This window comes from Hymenobacter chitinivorans DSM 11115, assembly GCF_002797555.1.
Classification (GTDB): domain Bacteria; phylum Bacteroidota; class Bacteroidia; order Cytophagales; family Hymenobacteraceae; genus Hymenobacter; species Hymenobacter chitinivorans.
The window spans coordinates 387,952-410,990 of record NZ_PGFA01000001.1 but is presented as its reverse complement, the minus strand read 5'-3'; the positions used below and the strand labels follow the sequence as shown (position 1 = coordinate 410,990).

19 protein-coding genes are annotated in these 23,039 nt (G+C 63.8%); 10 read left to right on the top strand and 9 right to left on the bottom strand.

The features are described from left to right. Positions 1–6: 6 nt before the first annotated feature. Entirely contained in the window at positions 7–753 is a 747-nt protein-coding gene (locus tag CLV45_RS01540; protein ID WP_100334640.1) for a YqjF family protein, read from the top strand. A gap of 25 nt (positions 754–778) precedes the next feature. Here CLV45_RS01540 and CLV45_RS01535 read toward each other — a convergent pair whose 3' ends face one another. The 3 genes from CLV45_RS01535 to CLV45_RS01525 form a co-directional block, all read right to left on the bottom strand. After that, a complete protein-coding gene (locus CLV45_RS01535; protein WP_100334639.1) occupies positions 779–1,057 on the bottom strand; it encodes an acylphosphatase in 279 nt (92 codons plus the stop codon). A gap of 148 nt (positions 1,058–1,205) precedes the next feature. Continuing rightward, positions 1,206–1,667 (bottom strand): CHRD domain-containing protein, encoded by a 462-nt coding sequence (locus tag CLV45_RS01530; RefSeq protein WP_100334638.1) that lies wholly within the window; start codon positions 1,665–1,667, stop codon positions 1,206–1,208. A gap of 228 nt (positions 1,668–1,895) precedes the next feature. Then, positions 1,896–2,702, bottom strand: a complete 807-nt coding sequence (locus CLV45_RS01525) for a TrmH family RNA methyltransferase (RefSeq protein WP_100334637.1) — start codon at positions 2,700–2,702, stop codon at positions 1,896–1,898. A gap of 185 nt (positions 2,703–2,887) precedes the next feature. Here CLV45_RS01525 and CLV45_RS01520 point away from each other — a divergent pair, with 185 nt between their 5' ends. The 6 genes from CLV45_RS01520 to CLV45_RS01495 all read left to right on the top strand — a co-directional run bounded on the left by CLV45_RS01520 (position 2,888) and on the right by CLV45_RS01495 (position 8,074). Further along, positions 2,888–4,402 carry a sensor histidine kinase gene (locus CLV45_RS01520; RefSeq protein ID WP_100334636.1) on the top strand — a complete coding sequence of 505 codons (1,515 nt, stop codon included), beginning with the start codon at positions 2,888–2,890 and terminating at the stop codon, positions 4,400–4,402. 77 nt (positions 4,403–4,479) lie between these two features. Then, positions 4,480–4,890, top strand: a complete 411-nt coding sequence (locus CLV45_RS01515; RefSeq protein ID WP_100334635.1) for a response regulator — start codon at positions 4,480–4,482, stop codon at positions 4,888–4,890. 270 nt (positions 4,891–5,160) lie between these two features. Further along, positions 5,161–6,078, top strand: coding sequence for a hypothetical protein (locus tag CLV45_RS01510; RefSeq protein ID WP_100334634.1), 918 nt, complete (start codon positions 5,161–5,163; stop codon positions 6,076–6,078). 44 nt (positions 6,079–6,122) lie between these two features. Continuing rightward, positions 6,123–6,878 (top strand): endonuclease III domain-containing protein, encoded by a 756-nt coding sequence (locus CLV45_RS01505; protein ID WP_100334633.1) that lies wholly within the window; start codon positions 6,123–6,125, stop codon positions 6,876–6,878. 28 nt (positions 6,879–6,906) lie between these two features. Further along, the gene (locus tag CLV45_RS01500; protein ID WP_100334632.1) at positions 6,907–7,179 is read left to right on the top strand and encodes a DUF167 domain-containing protein; all 273 of its coding nucleotides are present in this window, start codon (positions 6,907–6,909) and stop codon (positions 7,177–7,179) included. A gap of 100 nt (positions 7,180–7,279) precedes the next feature. After that, positions 7,280–8,074 (top strand): ZIP family metal transporter, encoded by a 795-nt coding sequence (locus CLV45_RS01495; protein WP_100334631.1) that lies wholly within the window; start codon positions 7,280–7,282, stop codon positions 8,072–8,074. A gap of 94 nt (positions 8,075–8,168) precedes the next feature. Here the strand turns inward: CLV45_RS01495 and CLV45_RS01490 are convergent, their stop codons facing one another. Both CLV45_RS01490 and CLV45_RS01485 read right to left on the bottom strand, forming a co-directional pair. Continuing rightward, the gene (locus CLV45_RS01490) at positions 8,169–9,560 is read right to left on the bottom strand and encodes an ammonium transporter (RefSeq protein ID WP_100334630.1); all 1,392 of its coding nucleotides are present in this window, start codon (positions 9,558–9,560) and stop codon (positions 8,169–8,171) included. A 354-nt stretch (positions 9,561–9,914) separates the two neighbouring features. Next, the gene (locus tag CLV45_RS01485; RefSeq protein ID WP_170061796.1) at positions 9,915–11,753 is read right to left on the bottom strand and encodes a polysaccharide deacetylase family protein; all 1,839 of its coding nucleotides are present in this window, start codon (positions 11,751–11,753) and stop codon (positions 9,915–9,917) included. 148 nt (positions 11,754–11,901) lie between these two features. Here CLV45_RS01485 and CLV45_RS01480 point away from each other — a divergent pair, with 148 nt between their 5' ends. Then, positions 11,902–13,278, top strand: a complete 1,377-nt coding sequence (locus CLV45_RS01480; RefSeq protein WP_100334628.1) for an ATP-binding protein — start codon at positions 11,902–11,904, stop codon at positions 13,276–13,278. A gap of 193 nt (positions 13,279–13,471) precedes the next feature. Further along, positions 13,472–14,674, top strand: a complete 1,203-nt coding sequence (locus CLV45_RS01475) for a tetratricopeptide repeat protein (RefSeq protein ID WP_157807225.1) — start codon at positions 13,472–13,474, stop codon at positions 14,672–14,674. A 9-nt stretch (positions 14,675–14,683) separates the two neighbouring features. On the opposite strand, the gene CLV45_RS01470 is transcribed toward CLV45_RS01475, so the two are convergent. The 4 genes from CLV45_RS01470 to CLV45_RS01455 all read right to left on the bottom strand — a co-directional run bounded on the left by CLV45_RS01470 (position 14,684) and on the right by CLV45_RS01455 (position 18,438). Next, on the bottom strand, positions 14,684–15,655 hold the full coding sequence (locus tag CLV45_RS01470; protein WP_245882534.1) for a M28 family peptidase: 972 nt from the start codon (positions 15,653–15,655) through the stop codon (positions 14,684–14,686). A gap of 121 nt (positions 15,656–15,776) precedes the next feature. Next, positions 15,777–16,196, bottom strand: coding sequence for a hypothetical protein (locus CLV45_RS01465; protein ID WP_100334626.1), 420 nt, complete (start codon positions 16,194–16,196; stop codon positions 15,777–15,779). Between the two features lie 62 nt (positions 16,197–16,258). Continuing rightward, on the bottom strand, positions 16,259–17,452 hold the full coding sequence (locus CLV45_RS01460; protein WP_100334625.1) for a threonine synthase: 1,194 nt from the start codon (positions 17,450–17,452) through the stop codon (positions 16,259–16,261). Positions 17,453–17,532: 80 nt separating this feature from the next. Next, positions 17,533–18,438 (bottom strand): LysR family transcriptional regulator, encoded by a 906-nt coding sequence (locus tag CLV45_RS01455; protein WP_100334624.1) that lies wholly within the window; start codon positions 18,436–18,438, stop codon positions 17,533–17,535. 249 nt (positions 18,439–18,687) lie between these two features. On the opposite strand from CLV45_RS01455, the gene CLV45_RS01450 reads away from it, so the two are divergent. Then, on the top strand, positions 18,688–23,025 hold the full coding sequence (locus CLV45_RS01450) for a hypothetical protein (protein ID WP_157807224.1): 4,338 nt from the start codon (positions 18,688–18,690) through the stop codon (positions 23,023–23,025). The last annotated feature ends 14 nt before the right edge of the window (positions 23,026–23,039 follow it).

Here is a 23,039-nt window from a genome sequence, read left to right as displayed (position 1 = left end):
TCTCTGATGTCGTTCGAACCCTCTCTTTCCCCTCCTACCGGCTGGCCGCTAATGCGGCAGCGCTGGAGTCAGCTGCTGTTTGCACACTGGCCGGTGGCTCCGGAACTGCTGCGACCCTACCTGCCGGCCCGGCTAACGCTGGATTTGTTTGAGGGCCAAGCCTGGCTGGGTGTGGTGCCGTTTACGATGAGCCACATCCGGCCGCTGGGGCTGCCGGCCGTGCCCGGGCTGAATCATCTGCACGAGCTGAACGTGCGCACCTACGCTACCCTGGACGGCGTCCCGGGCGTCTGGTTTTTGTCGTTGGATGCCACCTTGAGTCTGGGCGTGTGGGCGGCCCGCACGCTGTTTCATTTGCCCTACCTGCACGCCCGCATGAGCCTGGCCGAAACCAGCGGCACGCTCCGGGCCGTGGCGCAGCGCACGCACCGGGGGGCAGCACCGGCCAGCTTCCGGGCCAACTGGACGCCGGGCGCGGCCCTGCCCAAGGCCTCGCCGGGCACCCTGGCTTACTTCCTGACCGAGCGGTATCATCTTTACACGGCGGGGCCCGATTTGCGCCGCGCCGTTGGCAGCCGTACGCTCTGGCGGGGGCAGCTCTATCATGAACCCTGGAGCTTGCGTGAGGCCACGCTCAGCGAGTGGGAGTCGACGGTGGTGGAAAGCCACGGGCTGCCAACGCCGGCGGGGCCGCCCCTGCTCCACGCGGCCGATACGCTGGACGTGTGGGTACGGGAGCTGCGCCGCATCTGAGCGGCAGCAGCCCGATACAGGTGACCTAGCGGGCAATGCTGAAGTCGGCAAAGCCCTGGACGGCTCCGCCGCGGCTCACCTCTACCCTATCGACGCGGGCGGCGGGCGGGCCTTGGTGGCACCAGGCCTCCAGAGCAGCCAAGGCGTCCGGAGTGCCTTCAGCCTCGATGGTGACGGTCCCGTCGGCGTTGTTGCGGGCGTAGCCGGTCAGGCCCAGGCGCTGGGCTTCGGCGCGGGTGCTCTGGCGGAAAAATACGCCCTGCACGCGCCCTTGAATTTCGAATCGACGGTGTTCTGCGGCCATAGCTGATAAAGCTCAAGAAAGTGCTTTTCCCTGCTACGGCTATTCGGCGGAATGGATGGGCTGCCGGCCGCGCACAAAAAAAGGTCTGGAGCAACTCCAGACCTTTTTTTTAACCAAGCAGAGCCGGGCGTATGCCGGCTACGCAATACTACTTGGCCGTAACGTCGGCCCGGATTTCGCCGCTGGGAGCCGCCGCGCTGTGCAGGTTGGCGTAGAGCTTATTTTCCAGCAAAGCCGCGGCCTGCTCGTTGCTGAGCGTAACCGTGCCGGTGATGGGCGACACGAAGCCGTTGTTGGTGCTGTTGTTGAAGCCGAAGGGCAGCGTAACCGGGCCCGTGGTGCCGGGAGCCCCGATGTGGAAGTGGCCGACGGTGGGCGTAATACCCGAGAACGTGACGGTGTACTTGAGCTCCTTGGTGGTTTTATTGTAGGTACCCGAAACCGTGCCGGTACCCGAAGACGTCACGGCCGGAACTTCCTGGGCGCCGCTGAGCGTGCCCGAAACCGTCAGGGGCGCGGGGGCCGCAGCCGTATCGTCGTCATCTTTGGAGCAGGCCGTAGCCGAAACCAAGCCGGCCAGCAGCACGAGGGAGTAGAGGAATTGCTTCATGAAAAGGGCAATAGAATTGAAAAGATGGGAAGTGTTTGATGCAAACCCGGCGGTACTGATAATGTTTAGCTTACCCTCCGCAGTTTCTTTTTTTTCGATTCTGCGGGAAGTGGTCGGCCTTCCGAAAATGCAATAGTCCGCCGGGCTGCCTACCGTACGAAAGGAGGGCGGCAGTCGGATTTCTCCCGTCTATTCTAACCCTTGTTGTGGTTGTGGGAGCCAGAGCGGCTACTGCCGCTGACGCACGGCCTCGAAGGTAAGCACGGCAGTGGCGATGCTCACGTTGAGCGAGTCGATGTAGCCGCGCATGGGAATGATGATGGTATGGGTGCAGGCCTCGCGCAGCTCGGGGGTCAGGCCGTCGGCTTCGGTGCCCATCACGAAGGCCGTGGGGCCGCGGAAATCATACTCCGTATAAGGCTGAGCCGTGGGCGTGAGGGCCGCGGCGTAGGTTTGAATTCCCTTTTCCCGGCACCAGGCCAGCACTTCTTCCCGGGTGGAGGCCACCGTGGGCACGGTGAAGATGCAGCCGATGCTGGAGCGGATGGCGTTGGGGTTGTAGAGGTCGGTGCGCGGGTCGCAGACGATGACGGCGTCGACGCGGGCGGCATCGGCGGTGCGCAGCACGGCGCCCAGGTTGCCGGGCTTTTCCACGGCTTCCAGAATCAGCAGCAGCGGGTTAGCGGGCAGCTCCAGGGTGCTCAGGCGGCGCTGCGGGGGCCGGGCCAGGGCCAGGATTCCGTCGGACCCTTCCCGGTAGGCCACCCGCTCAAAGACGGCCTTGGACACGGCAAACCACTCAACCTGGGCGCCCAACGTGGCTTGCAGCTCCTGCTGCCGCACCTCGCCGGCCAGCTCGGGGCACACAAACAGGCTGCGAATCTCGATGCCGGCCTGGTGGGCAATGGTCAGCTCCCGGTGACCTTCGATGATGGTGAGTTGCTGCTCGCGCCGCTCGGAGGCTTTTTGCTGCAGGCGCAGCAGGTTTTTGATGCGCGGATTCTGGGGACTGGTTATCGGGTCGAGGGCGGGCATAGGCTAAAGCGGGCAAGGACTGCCGCGAAGGTAAGCACCCGGCGGCGGTGTGACTTGCTGGGCGGCTCCCGAAGCGGTCATCTATTCTGCAAAGTGCTGGTCATAGATTCCAGAATAGATTCTGAATTTTCTGGTCGACGCCAGTGGCTAGGGCATCTGCCCCGAAGCCCGTAGGTTTGTAGCCTATGCAACTCAACCTGAACACCAAAATCCTGCTGGGCTTTGCCGTGGCGGCCGGCGTGCTGCTGCTCACGGCGGTGGCCTCATTTCTGAGCATCCGGCAGCTGGCCGTGCAAACCCGGCAGGTGGAGCATACCTACCGCGTAATTCAGGAGGCCGAGCAGCTCACCTCCCGGGTGCGCGACGCCGAGTCGCGGGTGCGGGGCTTTCTGCTCACGGCCGATACTTCCTACCTGCAGACCTACGAAACGTCGCAGGGGGAAGTAGAGCAGGGCTTTGCGCGCCTCACCCGCATGATGGCCGACAACCCCCGGCAGGCCGCCCGCGTGGACTCGATGCGGCAGCTGGTCGACCGCAAATTCAGCAACATGCGCCTGCTGCTCAACCGGGACCGTTCGATTACCAGCTCCACCACCCAGACGATTCTGGACACCGGCCGGCAAACGATGCGGGCCATTTTCGGCTTGTTTGAAGACATTAAGGCCAACGAGCTGGCCCTGCTGGCCGAGCGCAACCGCCAGCAAAACGTGTTCGAAACCATTGCCCCCATTACCATCATCGTCTCGGCCACCATTGCCATTCTGATGACCCTGTGGCTGTTTCAGAAAATATCCCGGGAAATAGCGGCCAACGAGCGGCTGCAGCAGGAGCTGGCCGCCATCAACCAGGCCACCAACCAGCGCATTCAAATCATCGAAAACCTGGCCAACCAAGTCGTGCAGGGCGACTACAAAGTCAAGATCAAAGACAAGGAAAAGGACAGTCTGGGCAACTTGGCCACCTCGCTCAACCGCATGACCCAAACCCTGGACGACACCTTTAGCGCCCTGCAGAACCGCAACCGGGAGCTCGACCAGTTTGCCTACGTGACGTCCCACGACCTAAAAGCGCCCCTACGCGGGGTAATGACGGTGGTAAAGTGGATTGAGGACGAGCTCAAGGCCGAGCTTTCGGACCAGATGCATCAGTACCTGGGCATGATGAAAGGCCGCCTGACGCGCCTGGAAGACCTCATCAACGGCCTGCTGGCCTACGCCCGCATCGGACGCACCGAGCAGAAGCTGGAGGAAGTAGCGGTGCTCGAGCTGGTGGAGGAAGTGCGGGAGCTGGTGGTGCCGCCCACGTTTGAGGTAAATATTGCCGGTGAGCTGCCCGTGCTGGTCACCGACCGGCTGAGCCTGCAGCAGGTGTTCACCAACCTGCTGAGCAACGCGGTGAAGTACCACCACCGGGGGCAGGGCACCATTACCATCAGCTGCACCGAGGCCAAAAAGGAGTACGAGTTTACCGTGGCCGACGACGGGCCGGGCATTGCGCCGGAGTACCACGAGAAGATCTTCCTGATTTTCCAGACCCTGCGGGACCGGAACACGGCCGAAAGCACGGGTATCGGGCTCAGCATTGTCAAGAAGATTCTGGACGAGCAGAAGGGCAGCATCCGGGTCAGCTCGGAGCCGGGGCAGGGCACGGCGTTTATTTTCACCTGGCCCAAGGTTTCGGTTACCGAAAAAGCAATCTAGGTGCTAGCTTGCACCGTTTTTCGGCTGCGCCCGCGCCCTACTCGGCCAGCAAAAGTATCCTCTTAACGTTTTGAGCTATGCGTTCGGTCCTACTGGTTGAGGATGACTTTTTTGACACGATGACCGTGCAGAAGGCCTTTGAAAAGTTCAGTATCCAGCACAAGCTCTACACGGCCTTCAACGGCCTGGAGGCCCTGGACCTGCTGCTGGGCCGCAATGGCGCGGAGCAGATTGAGCCCCGGCCGGAAGTGATTCTGCTGGATCTGAACATGCCTAAGATGAACGGGCACGAGTTCTTAGCCGAGCTGCGCAGCCACCCCGACCTGAGCGACATTCCGGTGTTTATCACCACCACTTCGGCCATGGATATTGACCGGGTGCGGGCCCAGGACCTGGGCGTGAGCGGCTACATTATCAAGCCTCTGGACTTCGAAACCGGCACCGATATGGTGGACAGTATCAGCCTGCTGGAGCAGCTGCTGAAGTAGTCATTCGAAGCCCTATTACCTTTACTACCAGGCCAATACTGCCGCTTTTTGAGCGCCGCGGTATTGGCCTGTTTCGTACCGGGGCCGGCTGAAAAAAGGCGACCCTGCAACTAATTAGCCCGGCCGTGGCATCTTTGGGAATGGATGAGGCGCGGCCCGTGTTCAGGCAGCGCCGTAGGCAGCCCGCTCGCCGGGTCTGTTTGGGGCGCAGCCGGGGCTTCATCCTACCCACATGCTTCCGGCGCCACGTTGGACTACTATCTGCTTCTCATGACATTCCGTTTTTATTTTCTGCTACTAGCACTGGGCGCGGCCACTCCCACCACGCTGCTGGCCCAGACTGCCCCGCGGGAGCTGAACAGCCTGCCCACCGTACCGGATTCGGCGCGGCGCCAGCCCCGGCAGCAACCCCAGCTTTCCCAGCAGCCCCAGCTCTCGGCGCCACCGAGCCAGCCGGTGCAGCCGGCCACTGCTCCGGTTCAGGCCTCCCCTATCCCGTCGGAAAACAGCCGCTTTGCCGTGGGCCTCAAGAATGGCACCGTATACCGGGCCTACGACGTGGAAACCAAGCAGCCGATTTTCGGGCGCTCCTACCTGCTGCTCGACGACCAGCGGCGCGTGGACCTGAGTGAAATCAGCTTCTACGAGGACGAAACCGGCCACTACGTGCGCACCACGCTGCCCAAGTCCTCGCGCGAGACGACGCTGCGCCGGGACCGGGTGGGCCGCCTGAGTTTGTATTCCCAGACCAGCACCCAGTACGCGGGCAACGGCTACAGTCCCTTCGGCTACGGCCGTTACGGGGGCTATGGCGGCTACGGGGGCTACGGCGGGCCGGTATACCGCACCGTCAAGACCGAGTACTTCAGCAAGGACAACGGCCCGATTCAGGACCTGACCGTGCGCAACCTTAGCATTGCCACTGCCGACAACCCCGGCAGCGCCGCCCTGCTGATGCAGGCCCGCAAGTACCAGACTTTCACCACGCTGAGCTACGTGGCCGCGGCCGGTGTGGTAGCCGCCGGGCTGTTTTCGACTTTGGCGCCCAGCCAATCGGGCTCGGGTATTTCCCCGCTCATTTACGCCGGTATTCCGCTGGCCATCGTGCCCATCGTGCTGGGCAGCAAGCAGCAGCAGAACATCAAGCAGGCCATTTCGCTCTACAACCGGGGCGCGGGTACGGAGTAAACCAGCAGGGCAACCCACCGCGCAAGCTGGGCGTAAGGTCAAGGGTGGAACTTACCCCCGCCGTTTGTACCGATTTTGCGTCCTGCCAGGCCCGCGCCCTGCGGGCCCACGAGCGGCTGTGCGCCGAGTATGGCGCCCCATTCCGGTTTTTCAGCACCAAGGATCCGCTCAGTGAGCTGATCAGTGCCCTACTTTCCCACCGCACCCGCAACCAGGAGTCGCACAAGGCCTACCAGCAGCTGCGGGCCGAGTTTCCGACCTGGGAAGAAGTGCGCGACGCGCCCACGGCGGCCGTGGAGCAGGCCATCAGCCCTTGCACCTGGCCCGAGCAGAAAGCCCCCCGGATTCAGGCCGTGCTGCGCGAAATCAGTGAGCGGTGCGGGGGCCCCTGCGACCTGTCGTTTCTGGCCGAAAAGCCCATTCCGGAGGCCCGGGCCTGGCTGGAATCCATTTCCGGAGTGGGCCCCAAAACCAGCGCGGCCACCTTGCTCTTCAGCTCGTTGCGCCTGCCGGCCATGCCCGTCGACAGCCACCACCACCGCGTGGCCCAGCGCCTGGGCCTGATTGGTCCCAAAGTGGGCGAAGGACCGGCCCATAAGCTGCTGGCCGCCCTGCTCCCGCCCGACTGGGACGCCCAGCAGGTGTACGACCACCACGAGGCCCTGATGTTTCACGGGCAGAAGTGCTGCTACTTTCACAGTCCGGCCTGCGCGCGGTGCGTGGTGCTCGACCAGTGCCCGTTTGGGCAGGCCCGTCTGGGCACCGCGGCTCCCGCTGCGGCCCCACTGCCGGCGGCGTAGTACCTTCGGGCTTCGTTTTGCCTTTCGTATGCCCGTTACGCTCCACCTCAAAGCCAAGCCCAACAGCCGCCAGAACCAGCTGGTAGTAACCGCTGACGGCAGCCTGAGCGTGCGGCTCAAGTCCCCGGCCCAGGACGGCAAGGCCAACGCCTGCCTGCTGGCGTATCTGGCCGAGGTGTTTGGGGTGAGCAAATCCAGCGTGGAGCTGCTGAGCGGGCACACGGCCCCGTTCAAAAAAGTACGGTTGGCCACGGTGGACGAGGCGGCCCTACCCGCAGTGCTGGCGCAGTACCGGGAATAATCGGGGCCCAGGCTCAAGTGGTTGCGGCCGGCCGAAGTTGGCAAGTAGGCCGCCCAGCCCACCGGTGCGTATAAGGGCCGAGCTTCCTTATCCGCCACACATGACTTTTCCAACCTGGGCCGTTGCCGGCTTCTGGGGCCTGGTTTCGGGCTCCGCCCTGGTAATCGGGGCCGCCATTGGTTACTACGCCAACATTGCCCCCCGCCTGATTGCCGCCGTTATGGCCTTTGGCAGCGGCGTACTGATTTCGACCTTATCACTGGAGTTGATGGAGGACGCCTACGATAAAGGCGGCCTCGACTCGACGGCACTGGGCTTCGTGGGCGGGGCGGCGGCCTATACGCTGGCCAACTGGCTGCTGGCCCGGTACGGGGCCAAGCACCGCAAACGCTCGGGAGACCACCAGAAAGTAGAGCGCGAAAAGGTGCAGACCGGCCAGAAGGAAGCTACTGAGCCCGGCGACGACAACGGCATGGCCCTGGCCATCGGGGCTCTGCTCGACGGAATTCCCGAAAGCATCGTCATCGGCCTGAGCCTGCTGGCCGGTGGGGCGGTGAGCATGGTGGCGGTAGTCGCCATTTTCCTGTCGAACCTGCCCGAAGGGCTGTCCAGCGCGGCGGGGATGAAAAAGGCGGGCCGCTCGGCGCGCTACGTTTTCCTGCTCTGGCTGGGCATTGCCCTAATTTCGGGCCTGTCGTCGTTGGCGGGCTACACCGTGTTCAGCCACTTTTCGCAGGAAGTGGTAGCCGCTACCACCGCCGTGGCGGCCGGGGCCGTGCTGGCCATGATTGCCGACACGATGATACCCGAAGCCTTCGAAACGGCCCATAACTTCACCGGCCTGATAACGGTACTGGGCTTTCTGGCCGCCTTTTTCCTGAGCAAGATGGAATAGCAGCAGGTAACTTAACGACCAAACCAAGAGGCCGCCGGAGTTTCCGGCGGCCTCTTGGTTTACCCTCTTTTCGGCCCTGCTGCCGCGGCCGGCATCAGACCTGCTGCTCTACGGCGTCGCGCACCTGCTCCTTACGGTAGGTTTGCTCAAATTCCTCGTCGATGTGGTAGGTGGACTCCTCGTGCTGGCTCAGGTCGAGGCCGAGCTCTTCCTGGGCGGGCTTCACGCGCAAGCCGAAAATCAGGTCGGTGACTTTGAGCAGCACCCAGGCGCCGACGAAAGTGAAGGTGATGACGATGGCCAAACCCAGCACGTGGTAGCTGAAAGTCGTCATGGAGCCGTGAATCAGGCCGACCTTATCGGCAAACACGCCGGTGAGCAGCATGCCCACGATGCCGCCCAGGCCGTGGCAGGGAAATACGTCGAGCGTGTCGTCGAGGCTGGTGCGGCTGTTCTGCCAGTGCACGGCGGCTTGGCTGATGAGGGCGGCCAGCACCCCGATCAGCACGCTTTGGCCGTAGGTGACGTAGCCGGCGGCGGGCGTAATGGCCACTAGGCCCACCACCGCCCCGATGCAGGCGCCCAGGGCCGTGGGCTTGCCGCCCCGCACTACCTCAATCAGCAGCCAGGCTACCAGAGCGGCGGCCGAGGCCATGTTGGTATTGACGAAGGAAAGAGCCGCCAGCTCGTTGGCCCCCAGGGCCGAGCCGGCGTTGAAGCCAAACCAGCCAAACCACAGCAGTCCGGTCCCCAGAATCACGTAGGGCACGTTGGGGGTTACAAACGAGGTTTTGCGGCCGTGGATGCTGCGCGGCCCGAGCACAATGGCGGCGGCCAGGGAAGCAATACCGGCCGAAATATGCACCACCGTGCCCCCGGCAAAGTCGAGCACGCCCCACTTGCGCAAAAAGCCCTCGGGGTGCCAGGTCCAGTGGGCCAGCGGGCAATAGATGAAGATGCAAAAGAGCACCATAAAGGCCAGATACGCCTTAAACCGGACCCGCTCGGCGAAGGAGCCGGTAATCAGGGCCGGGGTGATGATGGCGAACTTAAGCTGAAACGCAAAGAAGAGCACAAAGGGAATGTTGGGCGACAACAACGGATGCGGGGCCGTGCCCACGTTGCGCAGCATCACGAAGGTGAGCGGGTTGCCAATCAGGCCGTGCCAGGACTCACCGTAAGCCAGGGAAAAGCCCACGAAGTACCACACCAGGGAAATAACGCCCAGGGCCACGAAGCTCTGCAGCATGGTGGAAATGACGTTTTTGGGCCGCACCATGCCGCCGTAAAAAAACGACAGGCCCGGCGTCATGATGAGCACAAAGGCCGTGGCGGTCAGCATCCAGGCCATGTCGGCCGCGTTGAGGCTACCGGGCACGGCGCTAGGATGCGGCAGGTCGACGAAGGCGGCGACGGTGCTGAGGATGATGAGCCCGGCCAACGTCAGTAAACTATAGCTGGGGCGAAGGACTGTAGAACGACTCATATACTGGCGTGAAGATGACTACCTATCTGTTCGAAGGTCAATTTACGCTGACAAGCATATAAAATCTATACATAACCTTTAATTTTTAGGTCATATTTTCAAATACTACTCTTTTCAACTCATACCCACCGTATTTTTCGAAGCCATTTTCCAACAACTACCATTTGTTAGCCTTTTTACGCCTTTCAATTATTACACCCTGCTGAAATCATTGCCAACTGCTTTTGCAGATCTGCTAGTACAGAGCATAGACTTTTGTAGAATTCACGCAAAAGCGTCCCGTCTGCCAGCGGCAAACGGGACGCTTTCGAGTACTGATTTCGCACTAACCTATTGACTCAGGGCGCAGTACGCCTACTTTTTGCGTTTGAAACGGTAGTACTTACGGTACCAGCTGGCCGTTTTCTTCAGCAGGGAGCTGGCCGTTTCCTCAGGAAACATATTGATGCGGAAAATTTGAAACCGGTCGTCTTCCAGGTGCAGGCCGCCCGTGTCGGTGGCCACGCCGAAGGCAAAGCCGGCCTCGCGCACCAGGTGCTTGACCTGCTCGTTGAGGCCGCCGTAGGGGTAGGCAAAGGACACCACCGTGGTTTCGAGCTCCTGCTCCAGTTGCTGCTTGCTCTGGGCTATTTCCTGGGCCGCCTGCTCGGCGGGCAGCGTCGGCAGGTTGGGGTGGCGCAGCGTGTGGGCCCCAATTTCCCAGCCGGCGGCCACGAAAGTCCGCTTTTGCTCCAGGCTCATAAGCTCGCAGCGCGGCTCGGTGGGGTCGGCGTCCACGTCCCAGAAGTTGTAGCGCACCGTGGCGTCGCCGAGCAGGTAGATGACGCCGCGGTAGCCGTAGCGCTGCATCAGGGGCAGCAGGTTGGTGTAGTTGTCGGTGTAGCCGTCGTCGAAAGTCAGGATGATGGGCCGGGCCGGAAATTCACTCAACTCCTTTTCGCCGTTGGCAAAAGCCAGGTAATCCCGAAAGGTGATGGGCGTAAAATTCTTGCGCCGGAAAAACTGTAGGTGCTGCTCGAAGTTGGCTAACGTGACGAAGATGCGGTGCTTGGTTTGCAGCGGCTCCAGCGGGATTTTGTGGTACATCAAAATCGGAATGAAGCTTGGCACCCACTTTTTCATGACGGCCGAGCGGTACACGCCCAGCACCTGGGTTGCAATAGCGGGCAGGCTGTAGTCGCGCTGCACCCGGGCCTGCAGGACGGCCCCGACCGGGTACGGCGCCGCCAGAAACGTGCGGGCGTCGTCGAGCAGCAGCGGGTAGTCGACGGTGGTATCTTGGAGGCGGGCGGAAATGTCGCCGAAGTTGGAGGCGGCGGCCTGCTCGTAGGTGGCTTCCGTCACAAGGCCGGCGTAGCTGGCTTCACCCAGGGCCAGCAGGCTGCAGCCCGCGCCCAGGGCCTCAATGGCCACCCGCCCCGCTCCTACCACCAGGGCCGACTGCTGCAGCCACTGGGCCACATCTTTGGTAAAGCCCACGACTTCGACCCGCTCCCCAAACTCGGCCTGCAACTGCTGGAGAGCCGCTTTGCCGGCGGCGGGCAGCTGCTCCAGCTCGGCGCCCACCAGGGCCACCCGTAACACCTCAAACTCCCGGAGCAAAGCCGGAAACACGTGCTGCAGGAGCTGGGCCGCCCGCTCGCCCTTGCCCCCGTTGAAGCGCCCGATAAAGGACAGGCGCAAGGGCCGGGCCTGGGTGGCCAGTTCGGGCGTTTGGCTGGCAAAGCTCACGCCGTTGGGCAGGAGCACTATTTTCTCGGCCTGCATCTTCACCTCTTCCACCAAGTGGGTCTTGAGGTTGGCGCAAATGGCAATGACCCTGTCGCCGTAGATATCGAAGAGGCTGGTGGAGGTGTGCAGGTGCTGGCGGCCGTGCACCGTGGACACCAGCGGCACACCGGTGCCTTTCACGGCAAAATACGCCACCCAGCTGGCGGCCCGGGAATGAGCGTGCACCACCTCAATCCGGTGCTCGCGCAGCAGGCGGCGCAGCAGCAGAATGTTGCGCAGGCGCTGGGGGTGGCGGCGGTTGGTAATGGGTGCCTGCACGCAAAGCGCCCCGGTGGGCAGCTCGGCCATATCCGATACCATGACTACCTCGTGGCCCTGGGTCCGATGCGCCTCGGCCAGATGCACGGCGTAGCTGACGGAACCGGCAAAGAAATCGGCGGACAAGACGTGGAGAATGCGCATAGAGCAGAGAAACGGGAGTGGCCGGCAAAGGTACGAAAGCCGCGAAGCGGGCCGCCGGCAAGGCATGACGCCCCACACCGGGAAGCACCGGCCTTGGCCTCTTGCAGGCAAAAGCCGTAGCTTGCAGCTTCCATTTTAGGCGTACGTTATGGCGGCTTTGCCCAATCCTTCCGATTTACAACCTTTGCTCGACGCCCTGGCGTTTTCGCCCGAAAATGTGCCCTTGCGGCGGCACGTAGCCACGTTATTGCGGCAGGCGGGCCGCCTGGGCGAGGCCGAGGAGCACTACCGCACCGGCCTGCGCCAGGCCCCCGACGACGTGGAGCTGCAGCTGGGCCTGGCCGAAACCTACGCCGAGCTGCAGAAAACCTCAGCCGCCCTGGTCGTGCTGGAAGAATTGCTGCGCGACCATCCCGACCACGCCCGCGCCCACCTGCTGCACGCCCGGCTGCTGGCCCGCGCCGGCGGCCCCCCGGATGAGGCCCGCGCCGCCTACCAGCAGGCCCTGCAGCTCGACGGCAGCCTGCGCGACCCGGCCCTGGACGAGCAGCTGGGGTTGCGCCCAGCCGCCCAGCCCGCCGGCGGGGGCGCTCCGGCCGACTACTCCGCCAGCGTCTCGGCCGACTACGGCATCGATGAGCGAGCTTTGTTTGCGGGTTTGGAGAAGCCCAAAATCACCTTCCAGGACGTGGGCGGCATGGACGCGGTGAAGGAGGAAATCCGCCTCAAAATCATTCACCCGCTGCAATTTCCGGATTTGTACAAAGCCTACGGCAAGGCCGCCGGGGGCGGACTGCTGCTCTACGGCCCGCCCGGCTGCGGCAAAACCCACCTGGCCCGGGCCACGGCCGGTGAGGTGAAGGCCTCCTTTATCCACGTCGGCATCAACGACATTCTGGATATGTGGATGGGGCAGAGCGAGAAAAAGCTCCACGACCTGTTTGAGCTGGCCCGGGTGCAGGCGCCCTGCGTGCTGTTTTTCGACGAGGTAGACGCCCTGGCCGCCAACCGTCACGACTTGCGCCAGAGCGCCGGCCGCACCCTCATCAACCAGTTTCTGGAGGAACTCGACGGGGCCCGGCACTCCAACGACGGCGTGCTGATCTTGGCCGCTACCAACGCGCCCTGGCACCTGGACCCCGCCTTCCGCCGCCCCGGCCGCTTCGACCGGATTGTGCTGGTAACCCCGCCCGACGAGCCGGCCCGCGAGGCCATTCTGGAAGTGCTGCTGCGCGGCAAGCCCGTGGCGCCCGGCCTGAACCTGAAGGCCCTGGCCGCCCAAACCGCCGGCCTTTCGGGCGCCGATTTGCAGGCCGTGGTGGATGTAGCCGTGGAAGCGTGCTTGCGCGAGTCGATGAAGGCGGGCAAGCCGCTGCCGGTGCAGCAAAGCAACCTGCTGGCCGCCGCCAAGCAGGTGAAGCCCAGCACCAAGGAATGGTTTGCCACGGCCAAAAACTACGCGCTGTACTCGAACGAGGGCGGCAACTACGACGACATCCTGACTTACCTGGGCATTAAGAAGTAACTGCTGCCGCTATGCCTGACCGGGATGCTTGCGGCCCGCAGGCGGCCGCTCGTCCGGGTTACTCGCCGAAATAAAACTGCTAAAGTAGCCCGGCCCGTAAGCGCCGGGCTTACTTTAGCGGAACAGTGCCTTTGGGCCGTTCGCAATGCGGGCCGCCGCGCTATTCCGTTGTATTGCTCCCGTTAACCGCCTTATGAATTCGTATTCGAATATTGGCCGCGTCCAGCTCCTGCTTCAGCACCAACGCCCCGCCGACGCCGAGCAGGAAGCCCGCCGCCAGCTGCGCGACGACCCCGACAACAGTCCGCTGCTGTGCTTGCTGGCCCTGGCCCAAATGGCTCAGGAACAGCTGCCCGCCGCCCAGGCCACGGCCGAGCAGGCCATCCACCTCGACCCCGAAAACGCCTTTGCCTTCTACGTGCTCAGCGCCGTGCAGCTGCGGCAGCAGGATATTCCGGCCGCGCTGCTGGCTATTGAGGAAGCCCTGAGCCTTAACCCCGAGGATACCGACTACCAGCACGTGCTGGGCCAGATCCGCTTCCAGCAGGGCCAGCTGCACGCCGCCCTGCGGGCGGCCGAAGCCGGCCTGGCCGCCGACCCCGCCCACGTGGACTGCCTGGGGCTGCGGGCACGCTGCCTGGCCCGCCTCGGCCGCCGCGACGAAGCCTCCCTCAACCTGGATGAAGCCCTGCGCCAGGACCCGACTGACGCCGGTACCCACGCCGACCTGGGCTGGGTGGCCCTGGAACGGGGCCGGGCCAAGGAAGCCGCCAAGCATTTCCAGGAAGCCCTGCGCCTGAACCCCACCTCCGACTACGCCCGGGAAGGCCTGGTAGCGGCCCTGAAGTCGCGCTTTTGGCTCTACAACTGGTTTTACCGCTACACCGTCTGGACCCAGACGATGAGCCCCAATATGCGCCAGGGCATGTTTATCGGGCTGTTCGTACTCTCCCGGCTGGTGCCGGTGCTGCTGCCGCTGTACCTGGTGCTGGTGTACATGAGCTGGTTTGCCGAGCCGCTGTTTAACTCCCTGCTGCGCTTCAACCGCTACGGCCGCTACGCCCTCAGCGAGGAAGACACGCGCTACTCCAACCAGTTTCTGGCTTTGCTGCTCAGCGGCCTGGGTTTGCTCGGGGCGGGCTATTTCAGTGCGCTGCCCGTGCTTACCACCGCCGGCATCGTGGCCCTGGCTCTGCTATTTCCGCTGGTGGGTACCCAGCGGCAGTGGCAGCACAAGCGCCGGCAACAGTCGCGCTGGGCTGGCTGGGGCTTGGCGGCCGTGGGTGCCGTAGCCGTGCTGGCCCAGGCGCTGAACCTGCCGGCGGAAGGCGGCATTTTCCTGGCGTTTCTGGGCGGCACGCTGGCCTACATCTGGCTGATGGCCCTGCGCAGCTAAGCCTCTCGATTACAAGCCCAAAATAGCTCCTAGCACCCCGTTGACGACTTCGGCCATGCGTCGGAAGTCGAGCGTATCGATGGTGTCCGTGGGTTGGTGGTAGTTGGCGTTGCGCAGGAAAGACGTGTCGTTGATCATTAGGGCCTCGTAGCCGTAGCGCCAGTAGTTGCGGTGGTCGGAGAGGCCGGCCAGGCCCACGGCGCTGGGTAGGTTGATGCGCTGCACATCGAGGGCGGCGTGGGCCTGCATAAGCCGTTGCACCTGGGCCACAATGGCTTCCTGCCCTTCCTTGCCCACTACCGTAATGAAGTTGCCGGTGTTGGGGAAGAGCTTGGCCAGCTGCTCGTTGGGAAAGCGCTGGGAGCCGGGCTCATCACTGAAGTAGCCAATCATTTCGTAGCAGATCATAGCCCGCACGGCTACGTTCTGGTCGTGCAGGGACTTGGCGTGCACGGCGCTGCCCATGTCCTCGGTCCCGAAAAACGGTGGCTCTTCCAGCGAATAGGCCACGAAGTCGATGCGGCGGGTGAGGTTGGGCTTTTGGGCGTGCAGCAGGCGGGCCGTTTCGAGCAGGCCGGCTACGGCACTGGCGTTATCGTCGGCGCCGGGCTGGTCGCCGCACACGTCGTAGTGCGCCCCCACGATGATACGCTCCGCCGTGGCCGGGCCGAACGAGGCAATGATGTTGCGGTAGGGTTGCCCGTCGACTTTGAACGGCTGCTCCTCGACCCGGCAATCCAGCTTTTCGAACTCGGCCTTGATATAATCGGCGGCCTTGTTGAGGGAAACCGGGTGGCGGTAGCTGCGGGCCGGCCGCAGCTCGGTCAGAAACTCAACATCGGCGTACAAACGGTCCTGGTTGGCTTTCATGGCGTTGACTTGCGTGGTTGACGACACTTTGCGCCCGCGCTTCTGCCAGCCAACAACGACCAGCAACCCAACAACCAGCACCGCGGCGGCAATGAACAGAAGCTTCGGCATGCTGGTAGTGTACCCCAAAATCAGGAGTTGGTTATGGTCCGGCTCGGCAACAATTGCTCGGCAGCGGCCCGCAAAACAAGCCATGCCACCAACAATCGGCAGTAACAGCTAATTTAGCAAACTAACTCTGATGCGGGGGCGGCAGCGGCAATGGAGCAAACCGGTCGGGGCTTTGCCAGCCCGGCCACTGCGCCAAGGTGCCGGCAAACAACATCTGAATAAGGTCCTCGGGGTCCAGATTATGGGCCCACCAACTCAGGGACAGTTCGTAGAAATACTGCTCCTCCCCTACCCGGTAGTCGAGCACGACGCGCCACTCGTCGGGCCAGATCAAAAGCAGCGTTTCCGGGCCCCGCCGAAACCACAGGCCCGGCCAGCTGCTAATCAGGCCCGCGCGCAGCCGCTCCGCCAGCTCGTCGAGCTGGGCTTGGCAGGGAAAGTCGGCGTAGGCAGCCAGGGCCTCGGCTTCGGTAATGGGACCCTGCTCCCGCCGCTCGTCGGGGGTAAAGTCAACGTGCTGCCAGCCCCAGGTTACGTCCATCGGTACCGTCTTTGGTCGAGCGGCAAGCTACGCAAAGCTGGCGTTTTTGCTTTGCAGCCGGCCTAATACTGGCCTTCCACGTTGTCGAGGTACTTCTGGCCGGCGCCGGTATTGAGCAGCAGAATTTTCTCGTCGGGCCGCAGCCAGCCGGTACCGAGCAAATGGCGGGCGGCCATCCAGACGGCGGCGCCTTCGGGGGCCACAAACAGGCCTTCGAGGCGGCCCAGCTCCCGCATGCCTTCCACCATCTGCTCGTCGGTGATGCTGACGGCCGTGCCGTGCGAGGCGCGCAGCACGTCCAGCATGAGAGGTTCACCCAAGGGGCGCGGCACGGCCAGTCCGTTGGCAATGGTGGGTTTGCCAACGTAGTGGTGGGAGTTGGCCTGCCGGCCCAAATAGGTTTCAATCAGGGGGCAGCAGTTGGTGGCCTGCACGGCTACCATGCGCGGCAATTGCACGTCGGAAGCCAGCCAGCCCAGAGCTTTCATTTCCTGGAAGGCCTTCCAGATGCCAATCAGGCCGGTGCCGCCGCCGGCAGGGTAGAGAATCACGTCGGGCAGCTGCCAGTTGAGCTGTTCGGCAATTTCGTAGCCCATGGTTTTCTTGCCCTCGATGCGGTAGGGCTCTTTCAGGGTCGACACGTCGAGCAGGGCGCCATTGGCGTTGGTGTGGCGCACCCAGGCGGCGCAGTCGTTGATCAGGCCGTCAATCAGCTCGACTTCGGCTCCGTACCAGTAGCACTCCTCGCGAAACGCCTTGGGCGTGTGCCGGGGCATGGCCACCACGGCCCGCATACCGGCCTTGGCGCAGTAGGCGGCCATAGCCACGCCCGCATTGCCAGCCGTGGGCACGATGCAGCCCTCAATGCCCAGCTCCTTGGCCTTGGAAATAGCCATGCTCAAGCCCCGGGCCTTGAACGAGCCGGTCGGGTTTTTGCCTTCATCCTTGAGCACCAACGACTGCAGATCGTAGCGGCTGCCCAGGCGCTGCAGGTTCAGAATGGGGGTGAACCCCTCGCCCAGGCTGACGCGGTTTTCGTCGTGCAGCAGCGGCAGCACCTCGCGGTAGCGCCACATCGAGCCCTCAGTCTGGCAGATGCTGGCTTTGCTCAGGGGCTCGAGCAGGTCGTACACGGCCAGCAGCGGCATCTGGCAGCACTCCGACACCCGCTGCAGGGTAAAGGCCGAATGGGGCCGGCCGCAGGCGGAGCATTCCAGGGTCTGGATTCGGGAGGTGAGGGCAGTGCAGGTTTCCATAAACGGGGCTAGACGGTTGCGCTTTAGAACGGCAAGTAGCCCCGACGGTATGCGGAAACAAAATAGTGATTCGGAATAGGCTATTCCTTTTTCGAATAGTGCCGCTTCATGAATTGGACGAAATCCTTGTAGGGCAAGTTGTTTTCGGTGCCCCGGCGCTGGATGAAATTGAACTGCCGCCGCATGGCCAGCCCCCGAATCGGAACTTCCAGTAATTCTCCCGTCTCCAGTTCCTTGACTACCGCCTGCCGGGGCAAAAAGGCCAGGCAGGTATCCACGCGCACGAAGTTTTTGAGGGCCTCGGTGCCGCCCAGCCGCACTTTCACCGGCAAGTCAGGCAGCTTGAGGTGGTGCGCGGCCAGGGCTTCTTCCAGCACCGCCAGCGTACCCGAGCCGACTTCGCGCACGGCCAGGGGCACGTTGTGCAAGTCCTGCACGGTCAGGTTTTGCCGGTTCAGCGGGTTCTTGGCCGAGCACACGGCAATGACGTCGTCGGTCAGGAACGGGGTGTAGGTCACGTTGCTGACTTTGTTGATGCCCTCGATAATGCCCAGGTCAATTTCGTGGTCGAGCAGGGCCTTGAGGATATTTTCGCTGTTGCGGTTTTTGAGGGTGAGCTGGATGTTGGGGTGCTGGTGCAGATAGGCCGACAGCACCGGGGGCAGCACGTAGAGCGAAATGGTGGTGCTGGCCCCAATCATCATGCGGAAGCGCGGGGAATAGTCGGCGCTGAGGGCGGTAAACTCCTGGTGGAGTTCGTGCTGGAGCTGCTTGGCCAGCAATAGTTTCTGGTAGAGCAGCTCGCCGGCGGGCGTGAGCTTGACGGTGTTGCCGAGCCGCTCAAACAGCCCGATTTTGTACTCTTCCTCCAGGGCCTTCACGTGCTTGCTCACGGCCGACTGGCTCACGAACAGGTTTTGACTGGCCTTAGTGAAGCTCAGCAGGCGGGCCACTTCCAGGAAAATTTCGTGCTTGTAGGAGAGCATAAGGGTGGCAAGCTACACTTCTTGAGCGGGCGCAAGGCCGCGCCGGGGCTACCGACGCGCCCGGCCGCCGAAAGCTGCTTCTGAGCCTTAGTCCCGGATGTTGGCAGCCTGCTTCGAAACGATAGGAATAAATCAGTAAGTTTCAGCTTCCAAGTCCGGGCCCACGCGGCCGGCAGCCCTGCTACGTGGGTTTCAACCAGCTTGGGCGGCGGCCCAGTATTTCCCGAATCTTACCCAGCACAGTAGCTTATGGAGGCTTGGATAGTGGTAATTGTAACGGTCGTAGTGGCCGTTGTCTACCATGGGTTTAAGGACCGGCTCAAACGATTGGAGCAGCGCCTCAGCCAGCGGGAAACCGACCACGCCCAAGTCCTGGCCCAGGTGGAGCAGCTGCGCCAAGAGCTGCAGAAGCTCCGCACCGCGCCGCCCGTAACGACCCCGCCCCGGCCGGCCCCGCCCATTGCTACGGCTGCTGCGGCCACCGCAGCCACTACTGCTACCACTGCCGCGCCCGTGGTGGTGCCGCGGCCGGTAGTCGTGCCAGCAGAGCCCAAAGTAGCTCCGGCTCCGGTAGTTCCGCCAGCTGCACCTGAGCCGGCGGCACCCGTAGTGCCGCCGGCTCAGGTGCCCGTTCTGGCTGTTTCGCCTGCGGCCACTCCAACACCGCCGGTTGCGGCCCCGGTAATTCTGCCGGCCCCGGCTCCTACCGGCTCCAAACCTGAACCGCGGCCCGAGCCCGTCTTTACCCCGCCAGCGCCCCCGCGGCCGACGCCCCGGCCCGTTCCGGTGGAACCGGCCGGCCCCACGTGGTGGGAACGAACCGAACGGGTATTGCTCGACAACTGGACCGGGATTCTGGGGGCCGTGGTGCTGGTTGTCGGCGTCGGATTTCTGGGAATCTACACGGCGGTGCAGGTGACGCCGCCGGTGCGCTTTGCCATGATTTCGGGGTTTGCCGCGGCTTTGCTGGGGTTGAACTACTATCTGCGCACTAAGCCCTTTGCCGCCCGCCTGCACGTGTGGCTGCAAAGCAGCGCGGCGGCCATTTTCCTCTTTGCCTGCGTGGGAGCCAGCAGCGTGCCCGGCCTGCAGTGGGCCGCCCCGCCGCTCAGCTACGCCCTGCTGCTGGCGGGCGTCGTGGCCAACCTGTGGCTGGCCTGGACCAGCAGCCGGGAATCGGTGGCTACGCTGCACGGGGTGCTGAGCCTGGTGGCCCTGGCCGTCATTCCGCCCGATTTGCTGACTTTGGGCACGGCTGCGGCGGTTACAGCTTTCTGCATTGCCATTACCTACCGGCAGCAGTGGAAATACCAGTTGCTGCTGAGCATTCTGAGCTTTTTCGTTTTTCACCAATACTGGCATTTCAGCTTGGCTTTGCCCCTGACGGGTGGGGCCCGGGTAACGGCCATGAGCCTGGTAGTGCTGGTGGGCGTGGCCGCCGCCGTGGTGCAATACCGCCGCGTGTACGCCGATTCGCGCTTTGATGCCCTGCTCTTTGCCGCCCACGTGCTCAACTGGACCACGCTGGGCTTCAACCTCTACCAGTACAGCACCGGCTCGCCGTGGAAAACCATTCCGCTGGCCCTGGGCGCAGTACTGACCTTCTTCGTAGCGCGCCGGGCCCGGCAGCTGGGCATTCAGTGGCTGTTCCAGACCGACACCATCATTTCCCTGATTCTGGCTCTGGCCACAGCTTTTTCCCTGCAGGGCTGGCACGCTACGGGCCCCGTGGTGGGCTTGTTTATGCTGCTCGAAGCCCTGCTGATTGCCTTTATCATGGCCCGGGAGCAGGAAGTGCTGGTGTTTCGGGTGGCCACTGTGGGGGCTTTACTGGCCGGCTTGGGTCTGCTGGTGATGATAACCGCCCAGCTTACCCACTACTCGCCGGCCGAGCTGCACCGCAATGCCCTGATTGTGTTTCTGGCCGCTAGTTTGGGCGCGGGCTACTTCCGCCTGACCAGCGCCCAGCCCCTGCTTTCCCCTGCTGCGCCGGACTCCTCGACCAGCCAGGCGCTGCACCATGGTTTTGGCGGCCTCTTGGGGGTGTTGTACCTGGGCGTGGCGGCACTGGTAGTACAGGCGTTGTTTGGGGTAAAGAACCCGCCCGTAGGTTTGCTGATGGGCGGGGTGGCCGCCGCCGCCGGGGTGGTGTTTGGCCTGGCCCGGTGGCTGCGCGGCGAGCCAGCCTGGTTTCGTACCCTGCACTTGGCCGCCGGCCAACTGCTGCTCACCGTGGCCATCCTCGGCCTGCACAAGCTGGGGCTGGTGTGGCCCGCCACGGCCGCCGTACTTTACCTCGAAACCCTGACCTTGGCCTGGCTGCTGGGCCGCTTCACCGAAGTTGCGGCCGTCCGGATTTACTTGGGCGCAACGCTGCTGGCGGGCCTGTGGCTGCTGCTGAGTGCCGGCCCCGGGCAGCATTTGCCGGCGGCCAGCCTGCACCGCAACGCGGCGTTGCTACTCGGGGCCGGTCTGGTCAGCGCAGTATTTTTCCGCCTGCTTGCCCGTCAGCTCTGGCTCAGTGCCCAGGTCAGCACGGCGCCCGAGCGGAGCCTGGCTCAGGCACTGGGCGGACTGGGCGGAGTGCTGTATCTGGCGGGCGCGGGCGTGCTGCTGCGGGCGTTGTTTGGCCCGCAGCAGCCGCCGGCAGTGGCGCTGATAAGCGGCGCAGCCGTGGCGGCGGCGCTGGTTTTTGGGCTGAGCCGCTGGTTACGCGGCGGGGCAGAGTGGTTCCGGATTTTGCATCTGCTAATCGGGCAAATTCTAGTAAGCGTAGCCGTGCTGGGCCTGCATAAAGTGGGCCTGAACTGGCCGCTGACCACGGTGCTGCTCTACGCCGAGTTTCTGCTGCTGCTGGGCCTGCTGGCCTGGCGCCGCGAATGGTGGGTGTACCGCGTGCAGCTCTACGCTTCGCTGCTATTGGCAGTGCTCCTGCCCGTGGTGGTCTACAACGCGGGCCACCTGAGCTCGGAGCAACGCGCCCTGCTGCTAACCCTGGCTGCTTTGGCTACGGCGGCCACGCAGGCCACGCTGGCACGGTGGGCCGCCCCGGAGTACGATGTGCTGCCCTTTTCCTACAATCCGGCTTACCGCCTGCGGTTGCTGGGCACGGTGGCGGGCTTGCTGCTGCTGGCGGCTGGTGGCTTGGTGTACCAGCATACCTGGGCGGGCTGGGCGGCCGTGGGCGTGGCCGTAACGTTGCTGGCGCTGCGGCGCGTGGTACCCGTGCCCGGCCTGTGGATGGGCCTGCTGCTGGCCGCGGCCGGGTATTATCTGCTGCAGTGGTACCACGTGCTGGTGGCTAAGCCCCACCTGGCCGCCGGGGCCGCATTGGGGTATCTGCTACCCTTGGTGCTGCTGGCCACTCCGGGGCTGGCCTTGTCCTGGTGGGCGGCCCAGGCCCGCCACGTGCGCTGGTCCTGGCTCTACCTGCTGGCGCTGCACGTGGTGGTTATCGGCTGGGCTACGGCACCCTTTCCGCTGGCGGCCGTGGCGGTGCTGGTTTGGTGCGGGGCTGTGGCCCTGGCCGCCGGAGCCGCCCAGTGGCTGCGCCGCCGCTTCCCCGACCCTGCCGCCCTAACCCGCCAAGGCAATCCGGACCGCTACTTACTGCACGTAGCCTATGGTTTGCTGCTGTGGGCCCTGCTCTGGCACTTCACCGCGGTGATGAACGGTACGGCCGAGCTCTGGCACCTTCCGGCCCGGCGCCTTTCGGCCGCGGCCCTGGTGCTGGTGCTGACCGGCCTGGCTTGGCGCCAGCCCCCGACTACCGCTCCCGTGTACCGTAGTTGGCAGCTTCTGCACCCGTATTTGCCCGAGCTGACGGTGCTGTTTCTGAGCTTCACGCTCTGGGATGAAGTACCGCTCACCTGGCAGGCTCTGCTGTGGCTGGTTTTGGCCTTTGCCCTTACCCTGGGTGGCCGCCACCTGCCCGCCCGCCTGCGCCGCCTGCAGCTCTACGGCGTGCTGTTTTTCTGGCTTTCCGCCTTCTCGACGACCTCCGTGGCCCTGCGCTACCTTGCGCCCGGGCAGCTGCTGAGCATCCGGTGGCTGACCACGGCCGGGGCCGTAGCCCTGCAGTTTGCCTACGCCGCCCTGGCTTTGCAATCCTATGCTCCGGCCGAGCCGCTCTCCTGGCCTGCGGGCCTGAGTGGCCTGGCCCGCCTTGGCCAGCTCAGTTCCCGGCAGCTGGTGGCAGCCCTGCTGTACCCGGCTTTCGGGGCCCTTACCGTACTGCTCGTGCAGTCCTTCGACCGGTCGGTGCTCACGGTACTGCTGATGCTGGAGGTAGTGGCCCTATTCGTGAGCAGCCTGCTTTTGCGCCGTCAGGATTTCCGCTACGCCTCCCTGGCCGGCGTGCTTATCTGCCTGGTGCGTCTCGTGTTCTTCGACCTGAGTCAGCGCGGCACTATTACCCGGGCGGTGGTATTTATTCTAATGGGCCTGCTGCTGCTGGGCATGAATGCCCTCTACGCCCGCTTCAAGGACCGCCTCGCTCCGGCTTTGGCCACCGACGAGTCAGCCGAGGACGTTGCGCCAACTATGGGGCCCGACGAGCCGCAGCCCGCTTCTCCCGCAACCGAGTAAGCAGCCCGCTCTGC

Bases quoted from the DNA above. Each gene is read 5' to 3' on its own strand.
- CLV45_RS01540 (WP_100334640.1), top strand. From the start codon at position 7: ATGTCGTTCGAACCCTCTCTTTCCCCTCCTACCGGCTGGCCGCTAATG.
- CLV45_RS01535 (WP_100334639.1), bottom strand. From the start codon at position 1,057: ATGGCCGCAGAACACCGTCGATTCGAAATTCAAGGGCGCGTGCAGGGC.
- CLV45_RS01530 (WP_100334638.1), bottom strand. From the start codon at position 1,667: ATGAAGCAATTCCTCTACTCCCTCGTGCTGCTGGCCGGCTTGGTTTCG.
- CLV45_RS01525 (WP_100334637.1), bottom strand. From the start codon at position 2,702: ATGCCCGCCCTCGACCCGATAACCAGTCCCCAGAATCCGCGCATCAAA.
- CLV45_RS01520 (WP_100334636.1), top strand. From the start codon at position 2,888: ATGCAACTCAACCTGAACACCAAAATCCTGCTGGGCTTTGCCGTGGCG.
- CLV45_RS01515 (WP_100334635.1), top strand. From the start codon at position 4,480: ATGCGTTCGGTCCTACTGGTTGAGGATGACTTTTTTGACACGATGACC.
- CLV45_RS01510 (WP_100334634.1), top strand. From the start codon at position 5,161: ATGACATTCCGTTTTTATTTTCTGCTACTAGCACTGGGCGCGGCCACT.
- CLV45_RS01500 (WP_100334632.1), top strand. From the start codon at position 6,907: ATGCCCGTTACGCTCCACCTCAAAGCCAAGCCCAACAGCCGCCAGAAC.
- CLV45_RS01495 (WP_100334631.1), top strand. From the start codon at position 7,280: ATGACTTTTCCAACCTGGGCCGTTGCCGGCTTCTGGGGCCTGGTTTCG.
- CLV45_RS01490 (WP_100334630.1), bottom strand. From the start codon at position 9,560: ATGAGTCGTTCTACAGTCCTTCGCCCCAGCTATAGTTTACTGACGTTG.
- CLV45_RS01485 (WP_170061796.1), bottom strand. From the start codon at position 11,753: ATGCGCATTCTCCACGTCTTGTCCGCCGATTTCTTTGCCGGTTCCGTC.
- CLV45_RS01480 (WP_100334628.1), top strand. From the start codon at position 11,902: ATGGCGGCTTTGCCCAATCCTTCCGATTTACAACCTTTGCTCGACGCC.
- CLV45_RS01475 (WP_157807225.1), top strand. From the start codon at position 13,472: ATGAATTCGTATTCGAATATTGGCCGCGTCCAGCTCCTGCTTCAGCAC.
- CLV45_RS01470 (WP_245882534.1), bottom strand. From the start codon at position 15,655: ATGCCGAAGCTTCTGTTCATTGCCGCCGCGGTGCTGGTTGTTGGGTTG.
- CLV45_RS01465 (WP_100334626.1), bottom strand. From the start codon at position 16,196: ATGGACGTAACCTGGGGCTGGCAGCACGTTGACTTTACCCCCGACGAG.
- CLV45_RS01460 (WP_100334625.1), bottom strand. From the start codon at position 17,452: ATGGAAACCTGCACTGCCCTCACCTCCCGAATCCAGACCCTGGAATGC.
- CLV45_RS01455 (WP_100334624.1), bottom strand. From the start codon at position 18,438: ATGCTCTCCTACAAGCACGAAATTTTCCTGGAAGTGGCCCGCCTGCTG.
- CLV45_RS01450 (WP_157807224.1), top strand. From the start codon at position 18,688: ATGGAGGCTTGGATAGTGGTAATTGTAACGGTCGTAGTGGCCGTTGTC.